The sequence below is a fragment of the Actinomadura sp. NPDC000929 genome (assembly GCF_040492065.1).
In the GTDB taxonomy this organism is placed as follows: Bacteria; Actinomycetota; Actinomycetes; order Streptosporangiales; family Streptosporangiaceae; genus Spirillospora; species Spirillospora verrucosospora.
Map to the genome: position 1 here is coordinate 11,927 of NZ_JBEUPA010000124.1, position 15,413 is coordinate 27,339.

The 15,413-nt window shown below is 74.4% G+C and carries 11 protein-coding genes and 1 pseudogene; 9 read left to right on the forward strand and 3 right to left on the reverse strand.

All coding sequences use genetic code 11. The features are described 5' to 3' along the window. Nucleotides 1-6: 6 nt before the first annotated feature. From ABWI04_RS31990 to ABWI04_RS32000, 3 genes are all read left to right on the forward strand, one after another. Complete coding sequence (locus tag ABWI04_RS31990; protein ID WP_353834760.1) at nt 7-1,464, forward strand: type I glutamate--ammonia ligase; 1,458 nt, start codon at nt 7-9, stop codon at nt 1,462-1,464. Between the two features lie 80 nt (nt 1,465-1,544). Next, the gene (locus ABWI04_RS31995; RefSeq protein WP_345182485.1) at nt 1,545-2,078 is read left to right on the forward strand and encodes a CGNR zinc finger domain-containing protein; all 534 of its coding nucleotides are present in this window, start codon (nt 1,545-1,547) and stop codon (nt 2,076-2,078) included. An 87-nt stretch (nt 2,079-2,165) separates the two neighbouring features. After that, entirely contained in the window at nt 2,166-3,521 is a 1,356-nt protein-coding gene (locus tag ABWI04_RS32000) for an aromatic acid exporter family protein (RefSeq protein ID WP_353834761.1), read from the forward strand. 41 nt (nt 3,522-3,562) lie between these two features. Here the strand turns inward: ABWI04_RS32000 and ABWI04_RS32005 are convergent, their stop codons facing one another. Further along, a complete protein-coding gene (locus ABWI04_RS32005) occupies nt 3,563-5,005 on the reverse strand; it encodes an LVIVD repeat-containing protein (RefSeq protein WP_345182480.1) in 1,443 nt (480 codons plus the stop codon). 165 nt (nt 5,006-5,170) lie between these two features. Between ABWI04_RS32005 and ABWI04_RS32010 the strand changes: the two genes are divergently transcribed. Genes ABWI04_RS32010 through ABWI04_RS32025 form a run of 4 tightly spaced genes read left to right on the forward strand, consistent with a single transcriptional unit; the run spans nt 5,171 to nt 8,652 of the window. Next, entirely contained in the window at nt 5,171-6,700 is a 1,530-nt protein-coding gene (locus ABWI04_RS32010; protein ID WP_353834762.1) for a peptide ABC transporter substrate-binding protein, read from the forward strand. A gap of 17 nt (nt 6,701-6,717) precedes the next feature. Then, on the forward strand, nt 6,718-7,260 hold the full coding sequence (locus ABWI04_RS32015; RefSeq protein WP_353834763.1) for an NADPH-dependent FMN reductase: 543 nt from the start codon (nt 6,718-6,720) through the stop codon (nt 7,258-7,260). 31 nt (nt 7,261-7,291) lie between these two features. After that, nucleotides 7,292-7,855 carry a TetR/AcrR family transcriptional regulator gene (locus tag ABWI04_RS32020; RefSeq protein ID WP_353834764.1) on the forward strand — a complete coding sequence of 188 codons (564 nt, stop codon included), beginning with the start codon at nt 7,292-7,294 and terminating at the stop codon, nt 7,853-7,855. A gap of 11 nt (nt 7,856-7,866) precedes the next feature. Beyond that, nucleotides 7,867-8,652, forward strand: coding sequence for an MBL fold metallo-hydrolase (locus tag ABWI04_RS32025; protein WP_345182472.1), 786 nt, complete (start codon nt 7,867-7,869; stop codon nt 8,650-8,652). Here the strand turns inward: ABWI04_RS32025 and recD2 are convergent. Next, a pseudogene (gene recD2, locus ABWI04_RS32030) lies at nt 8,643-10,882 on the reverse strand (SF1B family DNA helicase RecD2). The gene ABWI04_RS32025 and the pseudogene recD2 sit on opposite strands and share 10 nt — an antisense overlap. Nucleotides 10,883-11,010: 128 nt before the next feature. Here recD2 and ABWI04_RS32035 point away from each other — a divergent pair. Then, nucleotides 11,011-13,140, forward strand: coding sequence for a M28 family peptidase (locus tag ABWI04_RS32035; RefSeq protein ID WP_353834765.1), 2,130 nt, complete (start codon nt 11,011-11,013; stop codon nt 13,138-13,140). Between the two features lie 109 nt (nt 13,141-13,249). Further along, a complete protein-coding gene (locus tag ABWI04_RS32040) occupies nt 13,250-14,548 on the forward strand; it encodes a serine hydrolase domain-containing protein (RefSeq protein WP_345182466.1) in 1,299 nt (432 codons plus the stop codon). Nucleotides 14,549-14,561: 13 nt separating this feature from the next. Here the strand turns inward: ABWI04_RS32040 and mtnA are convergent. After that, on the reverse strand, nt 14,562-15,413 hold an 852-nt coding region (mtnA, locus tag ABWI04_RS32045; protein WP_353834766.1), incomplete at its 5' end, for an S-methyl-5-thioribose-1-phosphate isomerase.

A 15,413-nucleotide genomic window follows, 5' to 3' on the forward strand; every position in this document is an offset into this window, starting at 1 on the left:
GCAGCCGTGGAACCCACCTCGCACACCTCCCTGCAAGGCGGCGACGCCGGAGAGCAGGCCCTCGACGGGCACGACCGGGCCCGGATGGGCGCCCGCGCGGCCGAGGCGGCGCGCAGGATGGCCGGCGAGGGCATCGTCGCCGTCGCGCTGACGTGGGTGGACGTCAGCGGGATCACCCGCACCAAGACCGTCCCGGTGGAGCGGCTGGAGCACGCCGCGGCGTGGGGCGTCGGGATGTCCCCGATATTCGACGTGTTCCTGCTGGACGACTCGATCGTGTCCGGGCGCCACATCGGCGGCCCGACCGGCGACCTGCGGCTGCACCCCGACCTGGACCGGCTCGTCCCGCTGGCCGCGCTGCCGGGCTGGGCGCACGCGCCCGCGGACCGCTACGCCCAGGACGGATCCGTCCACCCGCTGGACGCGCGGGCCCTGCTGCGCCGCGAGGCCGACCGGCTCGCCGGGCTCGGCTACGCGGTGAAGGCCGCGTTCGAGATCGAGTGGGCGGTGTCGGACGGCGACGGCGAGGACTTCTCCCCGGCCTGCAAGGGCCCCGCGTACGGGATGACGCGGGTCACCGAGCTGGCCGACTACCTGCGTGACCTTCTGAAGTCCCTCAAGGCGACGGGCGTGAGGGTCGTCCAGCTGCACCCGGAGTACGCGCCGGGGCAGTACGAGGTCTCGGTGGCCGCCGAGGACCCGGTCGGCGCGGCCGACACCGCCGTGCTCGTCCGGGAGACGATCCGGGCGGTGACGATCCGGCACGGGATGGCCGCCTCGTTCTCCCCCAAGGTGGAGGCCGACTCGGTCGGCAACGGCGCCCACGCCCACCTGAGCCTGTGGCGGGACGGCACGGCGGGCGGCACGGCGGGCGGTGCGGTGAACGCGATGGCGGGCGGCCCCGGACCGTACGGGATGACGGCGGCCGGGGAGGCGTTCGCCGCGGGCATCCTGCGCCGGCTGCCCGCGCTGCTGGCGGTCGGCGCGCCGTCGGTGGCGAGCTACCTGCGGCTGGTCCCGTCGCACTGGTCGGGCGCGTACGCGTGCTGGGGGCTGGAGAACCGGGAGGCCGCGCTGCGGTTCGTGACGGGGGCCGAGGGCGAGCGGGCCACCGCCGCGAACCTGGAGGTCAAGTGCCTGGACGCCGCCGCCAACCCGTACCTGCTGCTGGCGGCGCTGCTCGCGGCGGGGCGGGACGGCCTCGGCGCCGGCCTGAGGCTGCCGGAGCCGGTCGACGTGGACCCGGCGGGCCTGGCGGAGGAGGAGCGCGCCGCGCGGGGCATCGCCCCCCTGCCGGCGTCGCTGGCCGAGTCGGTCGCGGCGTTCGAGGCCGACGCCGTCCTGCGCGAGGCGCTCGGCGAGGCCGTCACCGACACGGTGGCGGCGGTGCGGCGCGGGGAGATCGCGCTGCTGGACGGGGCGACGCCGCAGCAGGTGGCCGCCGCCACCCGCTGGCGGCACTAGCGGGCGCTCCGGTCCTCCGCCGCACCCGCCCGCCGCGACCTACCATTTACTGATCGACCGCGGGACCGGAGGCTCGGGCAATGCGCATCACCGGATACAAGAGCCATGGGGTGGCGGCCGCCGCCGCGCTGGTCAACGCCGCGACGGCGGCCGACGGGGACGACTCCCCCGACGCGCTGCGCCGCCTCCTGCGGGACAACCAGTTCTTCTGGCAGGAGTTCGAGGACGCCGACGCCGCCGACTTCCGGCGCTGGGGGCGGGTCCTGCGCCCCTTCTTCGAGGCGGCCCGGCTGGAGGAGGCGACGGCGATGCTGAACCGGCTGATGCTGGAGATGCCGATGCACCCGCACCTGGCCGACCACGAGCCGCACGGCCTGCACATGCACTACGCGCCGCCGTCGTCCCGCCTGGTGGAGCGGTTCCGGGCGACCACGCTGATGAACCTCGCCGAACTGATCGTCGAGCACGGGCTCGGCCGGACGGGCGTCTGCGCCGCCGACGGCTGCGACCGCGTGTACGCCGACACCTCGCGGGCGGGGCGGCGCCGGTTCTGCTCGGAGTCCTGCGCGAACCGGACGAACGTCGCCGCGTTCCGCGCCCGCCGGCGGGAGTGACCCGCGCCCTCCGCTCCCGAACCCGGCCGTTTTGTGATCTTTGTCCATCCCTGTGACCTTTACCCGCCTGCGGGAATGACAGAGCGCATGTCGCTCGTGTTCTTCCGCCGCCGCTCCGGCGAAGGTGATCGCGGCGGCCGCTCGCCGCTGCGAGTGGCCACGGAGGTGCGGTCCACCGCGTACCGCATCGCCCGCCTGACGATCACCGCCACGCTGGCGTTCGTGCTGGCCCTCGCGGTGCTGCCGGTCGGCGGGCCGCAGCCGCTGCTGGCGCCGCTGACCGCGCTGCTCGTCGTGCAGTTCTCCGTCTACCAGACGATCAAGGCGAGCGTCCTGCGGGTCGCCGCCGTCACCTCGGGGGTGCTGATCGCGGTGCTGGCCGCGAGCACCATCGGGTTCTCCTGGTGGACGCTCGGCCTGACGATCCTCGCCGCCCTGGTCATCGGGCACGCGCTGCGCCTCGGCGAGCACGTGCTGGAGGCGCCGATCTCCGCGATGCTGATCTTCGCGCTGGGGTCGGCCAGCGAGGCGGGCGCCGCCGACCGCGTCCTGGAGACGCTGATCGGCGCCGCCACCGGGCTGGCGGCGACGCTGCTGGTGCCGACGGTGCGGGTGCGGCCCGCCGAGGAGGCCGTCCAGGACGTCACCGAGAAGCTGCGGGAGCTGATCTCCGACATCGCCGACGGGCTGCGCGGCGAGCGCACCCAGGGTGAGGCCGCCCGCTGGCAGGCGGAGGCCGAGCGGCTCGCCCGCGAGCTCGGCCGCACCGACCGGGAGCTCGGCGCCGCCGAGGAGAGCGTCCGGCTCAACCCGCGAACGCGGGCGCGGCGGCTCATCGACGCCGGCGTCGCCCTGCGCAACGCCATGGAGACGCTGGAGCACTTCACGCTGTCGCTGCGGGGGCTCACCCGGTCCCTGGCCGACGACGAGCGGCTCGGCGACCGGGGCCGGCTGCTGACCGACCCCGAGCTGCGCCGCGAGCTCGGCGACGCGCTGGCCGGGATCGCGGCCAGCGTCGCCTCCTACGGCCGGCTGGCCCGCTCCGACCTGACCCGCGACGCCCGGCCGTTCCTCGCCGAGCACGAGCTGGAGGTCCGGGTGGACGTGGCCCGCGAGCGCCGCGCCCGGCTCACCCGGCGGCTGCACGAGCGGGCCGCGGCCGGGGACCTGTGGCCGCTGTACGGGGAGGTGTCCATGGACATCGACCGGCTCATCGAGAACCTGCGCGTCGAGCACCGGGCCCGCGCCCGCGAGCACTGGCGGCGGCACCGGGGCGCCTCCCGGCACCTGCCCGCGCGGCCCGTCCAGGTCGTCCAGCAGGCCGGGCAGCAGCTGCGCCGGGCGGCCGGGTCCGCGGTCGCGGCCGCCGAGCGCGGCGCCGGCGAGATCGAGACGCGCCACACCCGGCCCGAGCGGGACGAAGACCCGCCCCCGGGGGGATAGGGACGGGTCTTCGCGCGGGGCGTGGGGCCCCGGTGGGACGGTCAGCGGAAGGTGGGCTCCAGGACGTCGACGCCGCGGGTGTTGTCGGCGACGTAGACGTACTTGCCGTGCCAGTACGGCTGCCAGGAAGCGGCGTCCGCCGGGCGGTAGTAGGCGACCTGGCGCGGGTTCGTCGGGTCCGTGACGTCGAGGAACCGGGTGCCCTGCGAGTAGAACGACTGGGCGATCACGCCGTCGCGCACGTCGAAGTAGTGCGCCGAGCAGTCCGTGCTCTCGGGGTCGCTGCCCTCCTTGCCGGCCACGCCCCACGTCGCGACGGTGTTCAGGCGGAACTTGTGCTCCGGCGTGGACCGCCAGCCCTCACCGCCGTAGGAGCCCTTCAGCGACGCGATCACGAGCAGGCCGTCGTTGGCGCAGCCGTCGTTGAACGTCTCCTCGGTGACGTACAGCAGCTTTCCGTCGCCCCACCGGCGCGGGTCGGCGGCCTGGTCCCGGGTCCGCCCCACGGCCCGGTAGCTGTTGTGCATGAAGGTGGAGTTGGTGGTGGCCTCGTCCAGCCCGCCGCCCGCGTAGGGGACGGGGTCGACCGCGGTGGCCTTGCGCCACTTCCTCTTCACCGGGTCGTAGTGGCGGCCGGTGGTGTAGTAGCCGCGCACGCCGCCGCGCCCCGAGGCCCAGGCGACCCCTTCGGAGTCGACCTGGATGTCGTGGGTGTAGTCGGTCTTGCCGTCGTTGCGGCCCGTGTCGATCGGGTCCTTGTGGACCTTCGGCTTGGCGGGATCGCGGACGTCGGTGACCCAGACGGGGCGCCCGCCCCAGTCCGCGGGCATCCAGCTGGCCTTGGCGGGGCCGCCCGTCCACAGGTACTTGCAGTCGTCCACGCAGGTCGTCGTGTGCCCCGCGGGCACCGTCACGTAGGTGATCTGGCGCAGGCTCTCCGGCTTGGAGGCGTCCACGACGTAGATGCCCGACTCGCCGGTGGCGGTGGTGCCGCCGAACGCGCGCGGGTCGCGGGACAGGTAGATGATCTTGCGCTTGGGGTCGAAGTCGGTGTCCTCGGTCTCCCACATGCCCGGCATGTTCAGCTGCCCGACCAGCTTGGGGACGCGGGGGTCGGCGCTGATGTCGTAGGCCTTCAGCCCGAACTGGCCGGTCGCGTACATGATCGTCCGCTTGTGCGGACCCCGGCCGTAGTCCATGAACATCAGGGAGATGGCGCCCTTGGCGTCCGAGACCCCGCCGACGCGCCGCACCCCCTTGACCGCCTCGGACTTCGTGCTCGCGGGCGCGGCCCGGCGGTAGTGCCCGGCGTGGCCGCCGGCGCCCTCGCCGGCGGTGGCGGCGGCCTGCCCGGTCTGCGTCTTGGTGTTCTCCGGCTCGGGCGGGCACGCCCAGGCGCTGCCGGCCATCAGCGCAACGGACGCCGCGACCGCGACGCCGCCCTGCAGCAGGCGTCCGGAGGGAAAGGATGTGCGGGGGAGCATCGCGCCTCCACGGAATGGATCTTCGCAAGCGCCAGTGTGACCGCCGCCGCGCTCTTGATCAACAGGTCGGCGGGTCACGAAATGGCCTCAGCACCGTGAGGACTGGTGGGACCTGACACCGTGGTCTACCCTCCCCTGGGACCGCCCAGCTCCCGGGAGAGGCCAGTGAAGAGCTCAGCCCGCACCGCCGCCCTCGTCGCCGGCGCCGTGGCGGTGCTGGTGGCGCCGGTCGCGGCCCTGAAGGCGTGGAGCGAGCCCGCCGACCCGCGGATCTCGGTCGGCGCCCCGGCCCCCGCGACGCTGCTGCCCGGCGATGTCCGCGACGCCTCCGGCCGGATGATCGCCAACGCGGTGTGGACGGGCCTGGTCTCCTACGACGCGAAGACCGGCGCGCCCGCGAACGCCGCCGCCGAGTCGGTCACCAGCCCGGACCGGCGCGTCTGGACCGTCCGGCTCCGCCCCGGCGCGACCTTCCAGGACGGCTCGACCGTCACGTCCCGCTCGTTCACCGGCGCCTGGACGGCCGTGCTGCGCGAGCGCTGGGCCGGGTCGCGCCTGTTCACCGACGTCGCCCGGGTCGAGGGCGCCCGCGCGGGCGAGGACGAAGTCCCGGGCCTGAAGGTGAAGGACGACCGGACCTTCGAGGTGACGCTGGACCGCCCGCTCAGCGGGTTCCCCGCCCTCCTCGGCGACCCGGCGTTCTTCCCGATGCCCGAGAGCGTCCTGGCGTCGCGCGACTGGGCGTCCTACGGCCGCGCCCCGGTCGGCAACGGGCCCTTCCGGGTGACGTCCCGGAGCGCGCGGGAGATCGTCCTGCGCCGCCGGTCGGGCGAGGGCCGGTCCGTGGTCGTCAGGGCGATGCCGGACGCGAAGCGCCAGTACACCGCCGCCGGCGCCGGCGACCTCGACGTCGCCACGCTCGTGCCGCCGGACCGGCACGAGTCGATGGAGGCCGACTTCGGCGACCGGCACCTCGCGGTCCCCGGCCGCGACGTCACCTTCCTGGCGTTCCCGGCCCGGCTGGAGCGGCTGTCGTCCCCGACCGTCCGGACGGCGCTGTCGATGGCGATCGACCGGTCCGCCGTCACCGAGGGGCCCCTCGGCCACCAGTACTCCCCCGCCGACTCGCTCGTCGCGCCGGGCATCCGCCCCGGCCACCGCGAGGGGCAGTGCCGGTTGTGCGTCCACGACTCCAAGGCGGCGGCCGCCGCGCTCGCCGACGCGGGCGGGCTGAAGGGCCCGCTGAACCTCTGGTACGAGGCGGGCCGGGGCGACGACGCGTGGGTGAAGGCCGTCGCCGGCCAGCTCGGCAGGGAACTGAAGCTCGACGCCCGCCCCCGTCCCGTCGCCGACCTGCGCGAGGCCGTGGAGTCCCGCGAGGTGGACGGCCCCTTCGTCGTCCACACCATCGCCGCCTACCCCGCGCCCGTCGCGGCGCTGGCGCCGCTGCTGGACGCCGGAACCGGTCTCGACGACGAGTACGCGACCGGCCTCCTCACCGAGGCCGAGCGCGCGGCCACCCCGGAGGAGGGCGTGGTCCCCGCGCGCCTCGCCGAGAGCGCCCTGCTGCGCGACATGCCCGCGATGCCGCTGTGGTCCCGCCACGACCACCTGGTCTGGTCCGAGCGCGCCCGGGGCGTCACCGCCGACGCCTTCACGGGCCTGCGCCTCGACCGGCTGACCGTCGGAGACTGACGCGTAGCCTGACGATCATGACGAACGTGCTGATGCTCTGCGGGAGCCTGCGCAAGGGGTCCACGAACGAGGCGGCGCTGCGCACCGCGCGGGCGGTGGCGCCGGACGGGCTTGACACGACGCTCTACGCCGGCATGGGCGACCTGCCGCACTTCAACCCCGACGACGACCGCGAGCCGCCGCACCCGGCCGTCGCGGGGCTGCGCGCGGCGATCGGCGCCGCGGACGCCCTGCTGATCTGCACCCCGGAGTACGCGGGCGCGCTGCCCGGCTCGTTCAAGAACCTGCTCGACTGGACGATCGGCGGCGGCGAGATCTACGAGAAGCCCGTCGCCTGGCTGAACGTGGCCTCCCCCTCGGCGCCCACGGGCGGCGGCGACGCGCACGCCTCGCTGCGCAAGGTGCTCGGCTACGCGGGCACCCAGATCGTCGAGGCCGCGTGCGCGCGCATCCCGGTGACCCGGCCGGACGTGGGCGAGGACGGCCTGGTCCGCACCGCGGAGCCGCGCGCGCGGATCGCCGGGGCGATGGAGGCGCTGCACGCCGCGCTCCGGCGTTGACGTACTAGACCAGTCTACCTAGTATCGCCCCATGACACCTCGGGGCGAGACGCGCGAGCGCGTGCTGCGGACGGCGGCGGAGCTGTTCCAGCGGCAGGGCTACCACGGCACCGGGCTCAACCAGGTCCTCGCGGAGAGCGGGGCGCCGAAGGGCTCGCTGTACTTCCACTTCCCGGACGGCAAGGAGCAGCTCGCGTCGGAGTCGGTCGCGCTCTCCGGCCGCGCGGTAGGCGAGGCGCTCGCGGGCGCCCTGATCGCCGCGCCGGACGGCCGGGCCGGCCTCGCGGCCCTCGGCGACCACTTCGCGAACGCGCTGCTGGAGTCCGGCTTCGGCAAGGGGTGCCCGGTCGCGACGGTGGCGCTGGAGACGGCCGCCGAGAGCGAGACCATCCGCGCCGCCTGCGACGGCACCTACACCGAGTGGCAGGACGGCATCGCGGCCGCCCTGCGCGGCTGGGGCGTGCCAGACGAGCGCGCCGATCCGCTGGCCGCGCTCGTCCTGTCGTCGGTCCAGGGCGCGGTCATGCTGGCCCGCGTCCGGCGCGACGTGTCCGTCATCCACGAGGTCACCCGCCAGCTCGGCGACCTGCTCTGAAGGAGAACCCCATGCGCGTCCGCCATCTCGACTGCGCTCCCATGCGGGAGATCGAACCGGCCGACGGGCCGGAGAGCCCGCTGCGGCCCGCGCGGGCCGTGGGCCACGTGCTGCTGGTGGAGACCGACTCGGCCGGCCTCGTGCTCGTGGACGCCGGCATCGGGCTCGGCGACATCGAGCGCCCGTCCGAGCGGCTGCTGGACGACTGGGTGGAGATGGCGGGGCCGACCCTCGACCCGTCCGCGACGGCCGTCCGGCAGATCGAGGCGCTCGGGTACGCGGCGGCCGACGTCCGGCACGTCGTCCCCACGCACCTGCACCGCGACCACGCGGGCGGGCTGAGCGACTTCCCGGACGCGGCGGTCCACCTGTTCGAGGCGGAGCTCGCCGACGGAGGCAAGACCCCGGCCCAGCTCGCCCACGGCCCGGAGTGGGTCGCCTACGCGGGCGCCGAAGGCGAGACCTGGCACGGCTTCGAGGGCGTCCGGTCGCTGGAGGGCGTGCCCGAGGACGTCCTGCTGGTCCCCCTCGGCGGCCACACGCCGGGCCACGCGGGCGTGGCGGTCCGCGACGGCGACCGCTGGCTGCTGCACGCGGGCGACGCGTACATGTACCACGGGGAGGTCGACCGCCCCGACCCGGTCGTGCACCCGCTGATGGAGCTCGTCCAGGCGGGCGGCGAGGTCGACCGGGAGCTGCGCCTCGCGAACGTGGCCCGGCTGCGGGACCTGGCGCGCGGTGGCGACATCGAGATCTTCTGCGCCCACGACCCCTGGGAACTGGCCCGTTACCTCTGAGACAGGCGGTGGGTGAGGGCGGTGTGGCGGCGGCCGGCGCCGGCGGTGCGGACGGCGGCGGCCAGGGCCCGGCGCGACCCGACGAGGACCACCAGCTTCTTGGCCCGGGTGATGCCGGTGTAGAGCAGGTTGCGGCGCAGCATCATCCACGCGCCGGTGGTGAGCGGGATGACGACGGCCGGGTACTCGCTGCCCTGCGAGCGGTGGATCGTGATCGCGTACGCGTGGGCGAGCTCGTCCAGCTCGTCGAAGGCGTAGTCGACGCTCTCGTCCTCGTCGGTCACGACGGTCAGTGACTGCTCTTCCTGGGACACGGACGTGACGACGCCGACGGTGCCGTTGAAGACGCCGGCCTCGCCCTTGTCGTAGTTGTTGCGGAGCTGGGTGACCTTGTCGCCGACGCGGAACACGCGGCCGCCGTAGCGGCGCTCGGGACGGGCGTCGTCGTGCGGGGTCAGCGCCTCCTGCAGCAGCGAGTTCAGCGTGCCCGCCCCGGCGGCGCCCCGGTGCATGGGGGCGAGGACCTGGACGTCGCGGCGCGGGTCGAGGCCGAACCTGCGCGGGATGCGGTGGGCGACCACGTCGACCGTCAGCTCGGCGGCCTCGTCCTGCTCGTCGCAGGGGAACAGGAAGAAGTCGGGGTAGCCGCGGGTGTGGGGGTGCTCGCCGGAGTTGACGCGGTGCGCGTTGACGACGATGCCCGACTGCTGGGCCTGCCGGAAGATCTTCGTCAGCCGGACGCGCGGGACGGCCTCGGCGCCGAGCAGGTCGGCCAGCACCTCGCCCGCGCCGACGGAGGGGAGCTGGTCGACGTCCCCGACGAGCAGCAGGTGCGCGCCGCGCGGGATCGCCTTCACCAGCTTGTTGGCCAGGATGAGGTCGACCATGGAGCACTCGTCGACGACGACCAGGTCGGCGTCCAGGGGGTTGTCCTGGTCGAACCTGGGTCGCCGCCCGGCTGGAGCTGGAGCAGGCGGTGCACGGTCGCGGCCTCGTGGCCGGTCAGCTCGGCGAGGCGCTTGGCCGCCCGGCCGGTCGGCGCCACCAGCACGATCTTGGCGTTCTTGGCGGCGGCCAGCTCCACCACCGAGCGGACGGTGAAGCTCTTGCCGCAGCCGGGGCCGCCGGTCAGCACGGCCACCTTGGACGTCAGCGCGAGCTTGACCGCGTCCTCCTGCTCGGGGGCGAGGGCCTGGCCGGTGCGCCGCTTCAGCCACGGCAGCGCCTTGCCCCAGTCGACGTCGGCGAACGCCTTGAGCCGGTCGGCGGGCGCGTCGAGCAGCTCCAGCAGCCCGCGGGCCAGGGAGCGTTCGGCCCGGTGGAACGGGACGAGGTACACGGCGGGGATCGTCGCGGCGTCGTCGCCGTCCCCCGGGATCGGCTCCCGGACGACGCCCTCCTCGCCCGCCAGCTCGTCGAGCGCCGGGACGATCAGCTCCCGCCCGACGCCGAGGATCTTCTCCGCCGCGGTGACGAGGTTGGGCTCGGGCAGGAAGCAGTGCCCGTCGTCGGCGGCCTCCGACAGCGTGTACTGCAGGCCCGCCTTGATGCGCTCGGGGCTGTCGTGCGGGATGCCGACGGCCTGCGCGATGGTGTCGGCGGTCTTGAACCCGATGCCCCACACGTCCGAGGCGAGCTGGTAGGGCCGCTTGCGGACGGTGTCGATCGAGGCGTCCCCGTACTGCTTGTAGACGCGGACGGCCAGGGACGTGGAGACGCCGACGCCCTGCAGGAAGACCATGACCTCCTTGATGGCCTTCTGCTCCTGCCAGGCGTCCCCGATGCGCTTGGTGCGCTTGGGGCCGAGGCCCTGGACCTCGACGAGCCGCTCCGGCTCCTCCTCGATGACGCGCAGGATGTCGGTGCCGAAGTGCCCGACCATCCGGTCGGCCATCACCGGGCCGATGCCCTTGATCATGCCGGAGCCGAGGTAGCGGCGGATGCCCTGGATCGTCGCCGGCAGGACGGTCGTGTAGGAGTCGACCTCGAACTGCTTGCCGTACTTCGGATGCGAGCGCCACCGCCCCACCAGGCGCAGGCTCTCCCCCACCTGCGCGCCGAGCAGCGCGCCCACGACGGTGAGCAGGTCGGGCCCGCTCTTGGCGGTCGTGACGCGCGCGACGGTGTAGCCGGTGTCCTCGTTGGCGTAGGTGATCCGTTCCAGCACCGCCTCCAGCTCCGCCGGACGCGGCGTGGCGGGTGGGTTCGGGGAGGCCGGCACGCCCACCATGGTGCCCGATCGGCCCGGTGGGATGGCCGGATCCGGCAGACGTTCTGGATCTTCCCGTGATCACGACATACGTTCCGGGCGCACCCGTACACCAGCACCCATACAACGCGTACTGGGAGGTATCACCGGTGTTCCGCTCCCGAACCCGGGCACTGGCCGCGGCCGGCGGCCCCGTCCTGTCCGTCGTCCTCGCGCTCGCGGCCGCTCCGGCCGCGGCCTCGCCCCCCGCCCCGGCGAAGGACGGTCCGATCGCGGGCTTCACCGCGAAGAGCGCGCAGTGGCAGCGCCGGTACGAGCGGCTGCTGTCGGCCGTCCCGTCCGCGCGGACGGCCCGCGACCTGGACGCCGAGCTGGCGCGCGAGCCCGCGCTGGCCACCACGACCGGTGACCGGCACCGCGTCGGGCGGATCGTCGCCCGCCTCCGGTCCTACGGCCTGAAGCCCGAGGTCAGGACGTACTACGCCTACCTGTCCATGCCGGAGCGGGTGCGGGTCGAGATGACGGCGCCGCGGCACCGGACCCTGCCGGTCAAGGAGAGGCCGCGGCCCTGGCAGCGGTTCTACGACCAGGTCGTCCCCTCCCACAACGGCATGTCGCCGTCCGGGAACGTGCGGGGCGAGGTCGTCTACGCCAACTACGGCCGCCCCGAGGACTTCTCGCTGCTCGCCAGGAACGGCGTCTCGGTCAAGGGCAGGATCGTCCTCGTCCGGTACGGGGCGGTGTTCCGCGGCATCAAGCCGCGCGAGGCGGCCCGGCGCGGCGCCAAGGCGGTGCTCATCTACTCCGACCCGGCCGACGACGGGTCCGCGCGCGGCCCGGTGTACCCGGCCGGGCCGTGGCGCGCCTCCGACGGCATCCAGCGCGGCAGCATCGCGCAGATCCAGCTCGCGGCCGGGGACCCCCAGACGCCCGGCTGGCCGTCGGTGAAGGGCGCGCGGCGCGTCCCGCCGTCGGAGGCGCCGATGCTGAAGGGGCTGGTCCCGACCACGCCCATCTCCTACGGCGCGGCCGAACCGCTGCTGCGCGCGTTGAAGGGCAAGGAGGTGCCGAAGGAATGGCAGGGCGGCCTTCCGTTCCCGTACCGGTTCGGGCCGGGCGGGACGCAGGCGCACCTGGATGTGAAGAACACCTTCCAGGTGCGCCCGCTGTGGGACGTCATCGTGCGGATCCCCGGCAGCGAGCACCCCGAGCAGGAGGTCATGCTCGGCGCGCACCACGACTCCTGGGTGTACGGCAGCAGCGACAACCTGTCGGGCACAGAGAACGTTCTCCAGGTGGGGCGCGCCCTGGGGACGCTGCTCAAGAAGGGGTGGCGTCCTAAGCGCACGGTCGTCCTGGCCACGTGGGACGGCGAGGAGTACGGGCTGTTCGGCTCCACCGAGTACGCCGAGCAGCGCGCGGACCTGCTCCGCAACACCGTCGCCTACGTGAACATGGACGGCGCCGGAGGGTCGCATTTCGGCGCGTCGGCGACGCCCGCGCTGGACCGCTCGGTCATCGACGCCTCCAAGGAGGTTCTCTGGCCCGGCACGGACGGGACGCTGTACGAGGCGTGGAAGGCGCAGAACGCCGGCGAGACCCCGATCGACCGCATCGGCGGCGGCTCGGACTTCCAGGCGTTCTTCCAGCGGTACGGGGTGCCCGCCATGGACGTCGGCGCCGCGTCGCCGGGATCGTCCGGGAACTACCACTGCTCCTGCGACGACTTCTACTGGATGGAGCACTTCGGCGACCCGTCCTGGGAGTACCACGCGGCGATGGCGCGGCTGGCCGGCATCGCGACGCTGCGGCTCGCCAACGCCGACGTGATCGCGATGGGCTACCGCCCGTACGCGCAGGAGACGGCCCGGTACCTCGCCGACTTCACCGCCGAGCAGCGCAGGCGGCTCGGGTCCGTGGTCGTGGACGTCTCGCGCGACATCGCGCAGGCCGGGGCCTGGCAGCGGGCGGCGGAGGCGCTCCAGGCGCGCGCTGGGGAGGCACTGCGCGAGGGCGACACGGCCGCGTTCCGCCGCCTCAACGACAAGATCATGCAGACGGAGCGGGACCTGCTGGCGCGGGCCGGGCTGCCGGGCCGCCCCTGGTACCGGCACCAGATCTACGCGCCCGGGATCGACACCGGCTACGCCACGCAGCGGCTGCCCGGGCTGAACGACGCACTGTTCACGGAGCGCGACGTCCGCGCCGCCAGGGAGCAGGAGGCCCGCCTGTTCGAGGGACTGCGCGCCGCCACCCGCACCCTCACCCCGGAGGAGTGACCCGGAAGGCGTTCCCGCCGGAAACCGGCCACCTCGCCTCAAGATCATGTTAGTTTCCCCGCGCACCCCATTTGGATCTTGTGGGGGCGGGTGATCTGGAGGGGACGCGATGGCGCAGGGGCTCAGTCGGCGGGACTTCGGCAGGCTCGTGGGATCTGCGGGGCTCGGCCTCGCGGCGCCCGCGCTCGCCGGCGGATGCGGCACGGCGACCCAGCGGGCGGCGACGCGGGCGGGCACGCGGACGTGGCGGGTCTCCGGGACGGCGGGCGCCGGGCTCGGCGGCTTCGACAGCGCCGTCAAGTCGCTGATGCAGGCCCGGAACATCCCGTGCGGGTCGCTCGCCGTCATGCGCAAGGGCAAGCTCGTGCTCGCGCGCGGCTACACCTGGAGCGACGACGCGGCGCTGAGCGTCCAGCCGACGTCGCTGTTCCGGCTCGCCAGCCTCAGCAAGGCCGTCACGGCGACGGCGGTCGCCCGGCTCGTCCAGGACGGCAGGCTCAGCCTGTCGGCGCCCGTGACCGACCTGCTGACGCTGACGCCGCCGCCCGGCCAGTCCGCCGACCCGCGCCTCGCGCAGGTGACGGTGCGGCGGCTGCTGCAGCACCTCGGCGGCTGGGACCGCGACGTCTCCGGCGACCCGACCTACCGCGACCGCGCCACGGCGCAGCTGCTGGGCGTTCCGCTGCCGATCACCCGGGAGCACATGGTCCAGTACGGGACGGGCCTGAAGCTCGACCACGACCCCGGCACCACGTTCGCCTACAGCAACTACGGCTACCTGCTCCTCGGCCAGATCATCGCCAAGGCCGCGGGCATGGGCTACGAGCAGTACGTCCAGCAGAGCGTGCTGGGCCCCATGGGGATCACCCGGATGCGGCCCGGCCGGTCGCTGAAGGCCGACCGCGCGCCCGGGGAGGTGCCCTACTTCTCGCAGCGGACCGGCCCGTCGGTGTTCGACGCGGCCGGGACGACCCTCCCCGCCCCCTACGGCACGTTCAACGTGGAGAACCGCACCGCGATGGGCGGCTGGCTCGCGTCCGCCGTCGACTACGTGCGCTTCACCCGGATCCACGACGGCGGGACGAGCGTGCTGAACTCCTCCTCGATCGCCTCGATCTTCGCCAAGCCGGAGACGGGCCTGAACTCGGGCGGGTCCTACTACGGCTTCGGCTGGTACGTGCGCGACGTGACGGGCGGCCGGAACACCTGGCACTCCGGCGCGCTCGACGGAACCAGCACGATCGTGACGCGCCGCTACGACGGCGTGACCTGGGCGCTGCTGTTCGACCAGCGCGACGACCCCTCCGGGCTCACCTACGAGTACGACGACTTCAGCGCCCCGCTGCACAAGGTCGCGAACGCGGTGACGACCTGGCCGTCCACGGACCTGTTCGGCACGTACTTCTGACCCGTCCGCGGAGCTAGACCCGGGACGCGGCGGCGGCCGCGGGCGTGGCGCCAGCCGAGACCTCCAGCACGCCCGTCTCGGTGACCAGCGCGGTCACGAGGCGGGCGGGCGTCACGTCGAACGCGGGGTTGTACGCGCCGACCCCCTCCGGGGCGGTCCGCGCGCCGCCCCAGGCCAGGACCTCCCCGGCGTCGCGCTCCTCGATCGGCACGCCCGCGCCGTCGGGGAGCGCGAGGTCGACCGTGCTCCACGGCGCGGCGACCACCAGCGGGATCCCGGCCTCCCGGCAGGCCAGCGCCACGCCGACCGAGCCGATCTTGTTGGCGGTGTCGCCGTTGGCGGCGATCCGGTCGGCGCCGATGACCGCGACGTCCACCAGCCCGCGCAGGACGGTGCTCGGCGCGGCCCCGTCCGCCTGCACCACGCAGGGGATCCCGGCCTGGTCGAGCTCCCACGCGGTGAGCCGCGCGCCCTGCAGCAGGGGGCGGGTCTCGTCCGCGTAGACGATCTCGACGCGTCCCCGGCCGTGCAGTTCCCGGACGACGCCGAGGGCCGTCCCCCAGCCGGCGGTGGCGAGCGAGCCGGCGTTGCAGTGCGTCAGCACGCGCAGGGGCCGGTCCCCCGCCCGGGCGAGGATCCAGTCGGCGCCGAAGGCCCCGATGGCCCGGTTGCCGCGCACGTCCTCGTCGAGCAGGGCCTGGGCCTCGGCCGCCACCGCGTCGGCGCCCTGCGCGACGAACGGCAGGACCCGGTCCACCCCGGCGGCCAGGTTCACCGCCGTGGGGCGGGCCTCCCGGACCCGGGCGATCGCGGCGTCGCGCCCGGCGGCGTCCCAGCCCTCGCGCTCGGCCTGGCGCACCGCGAC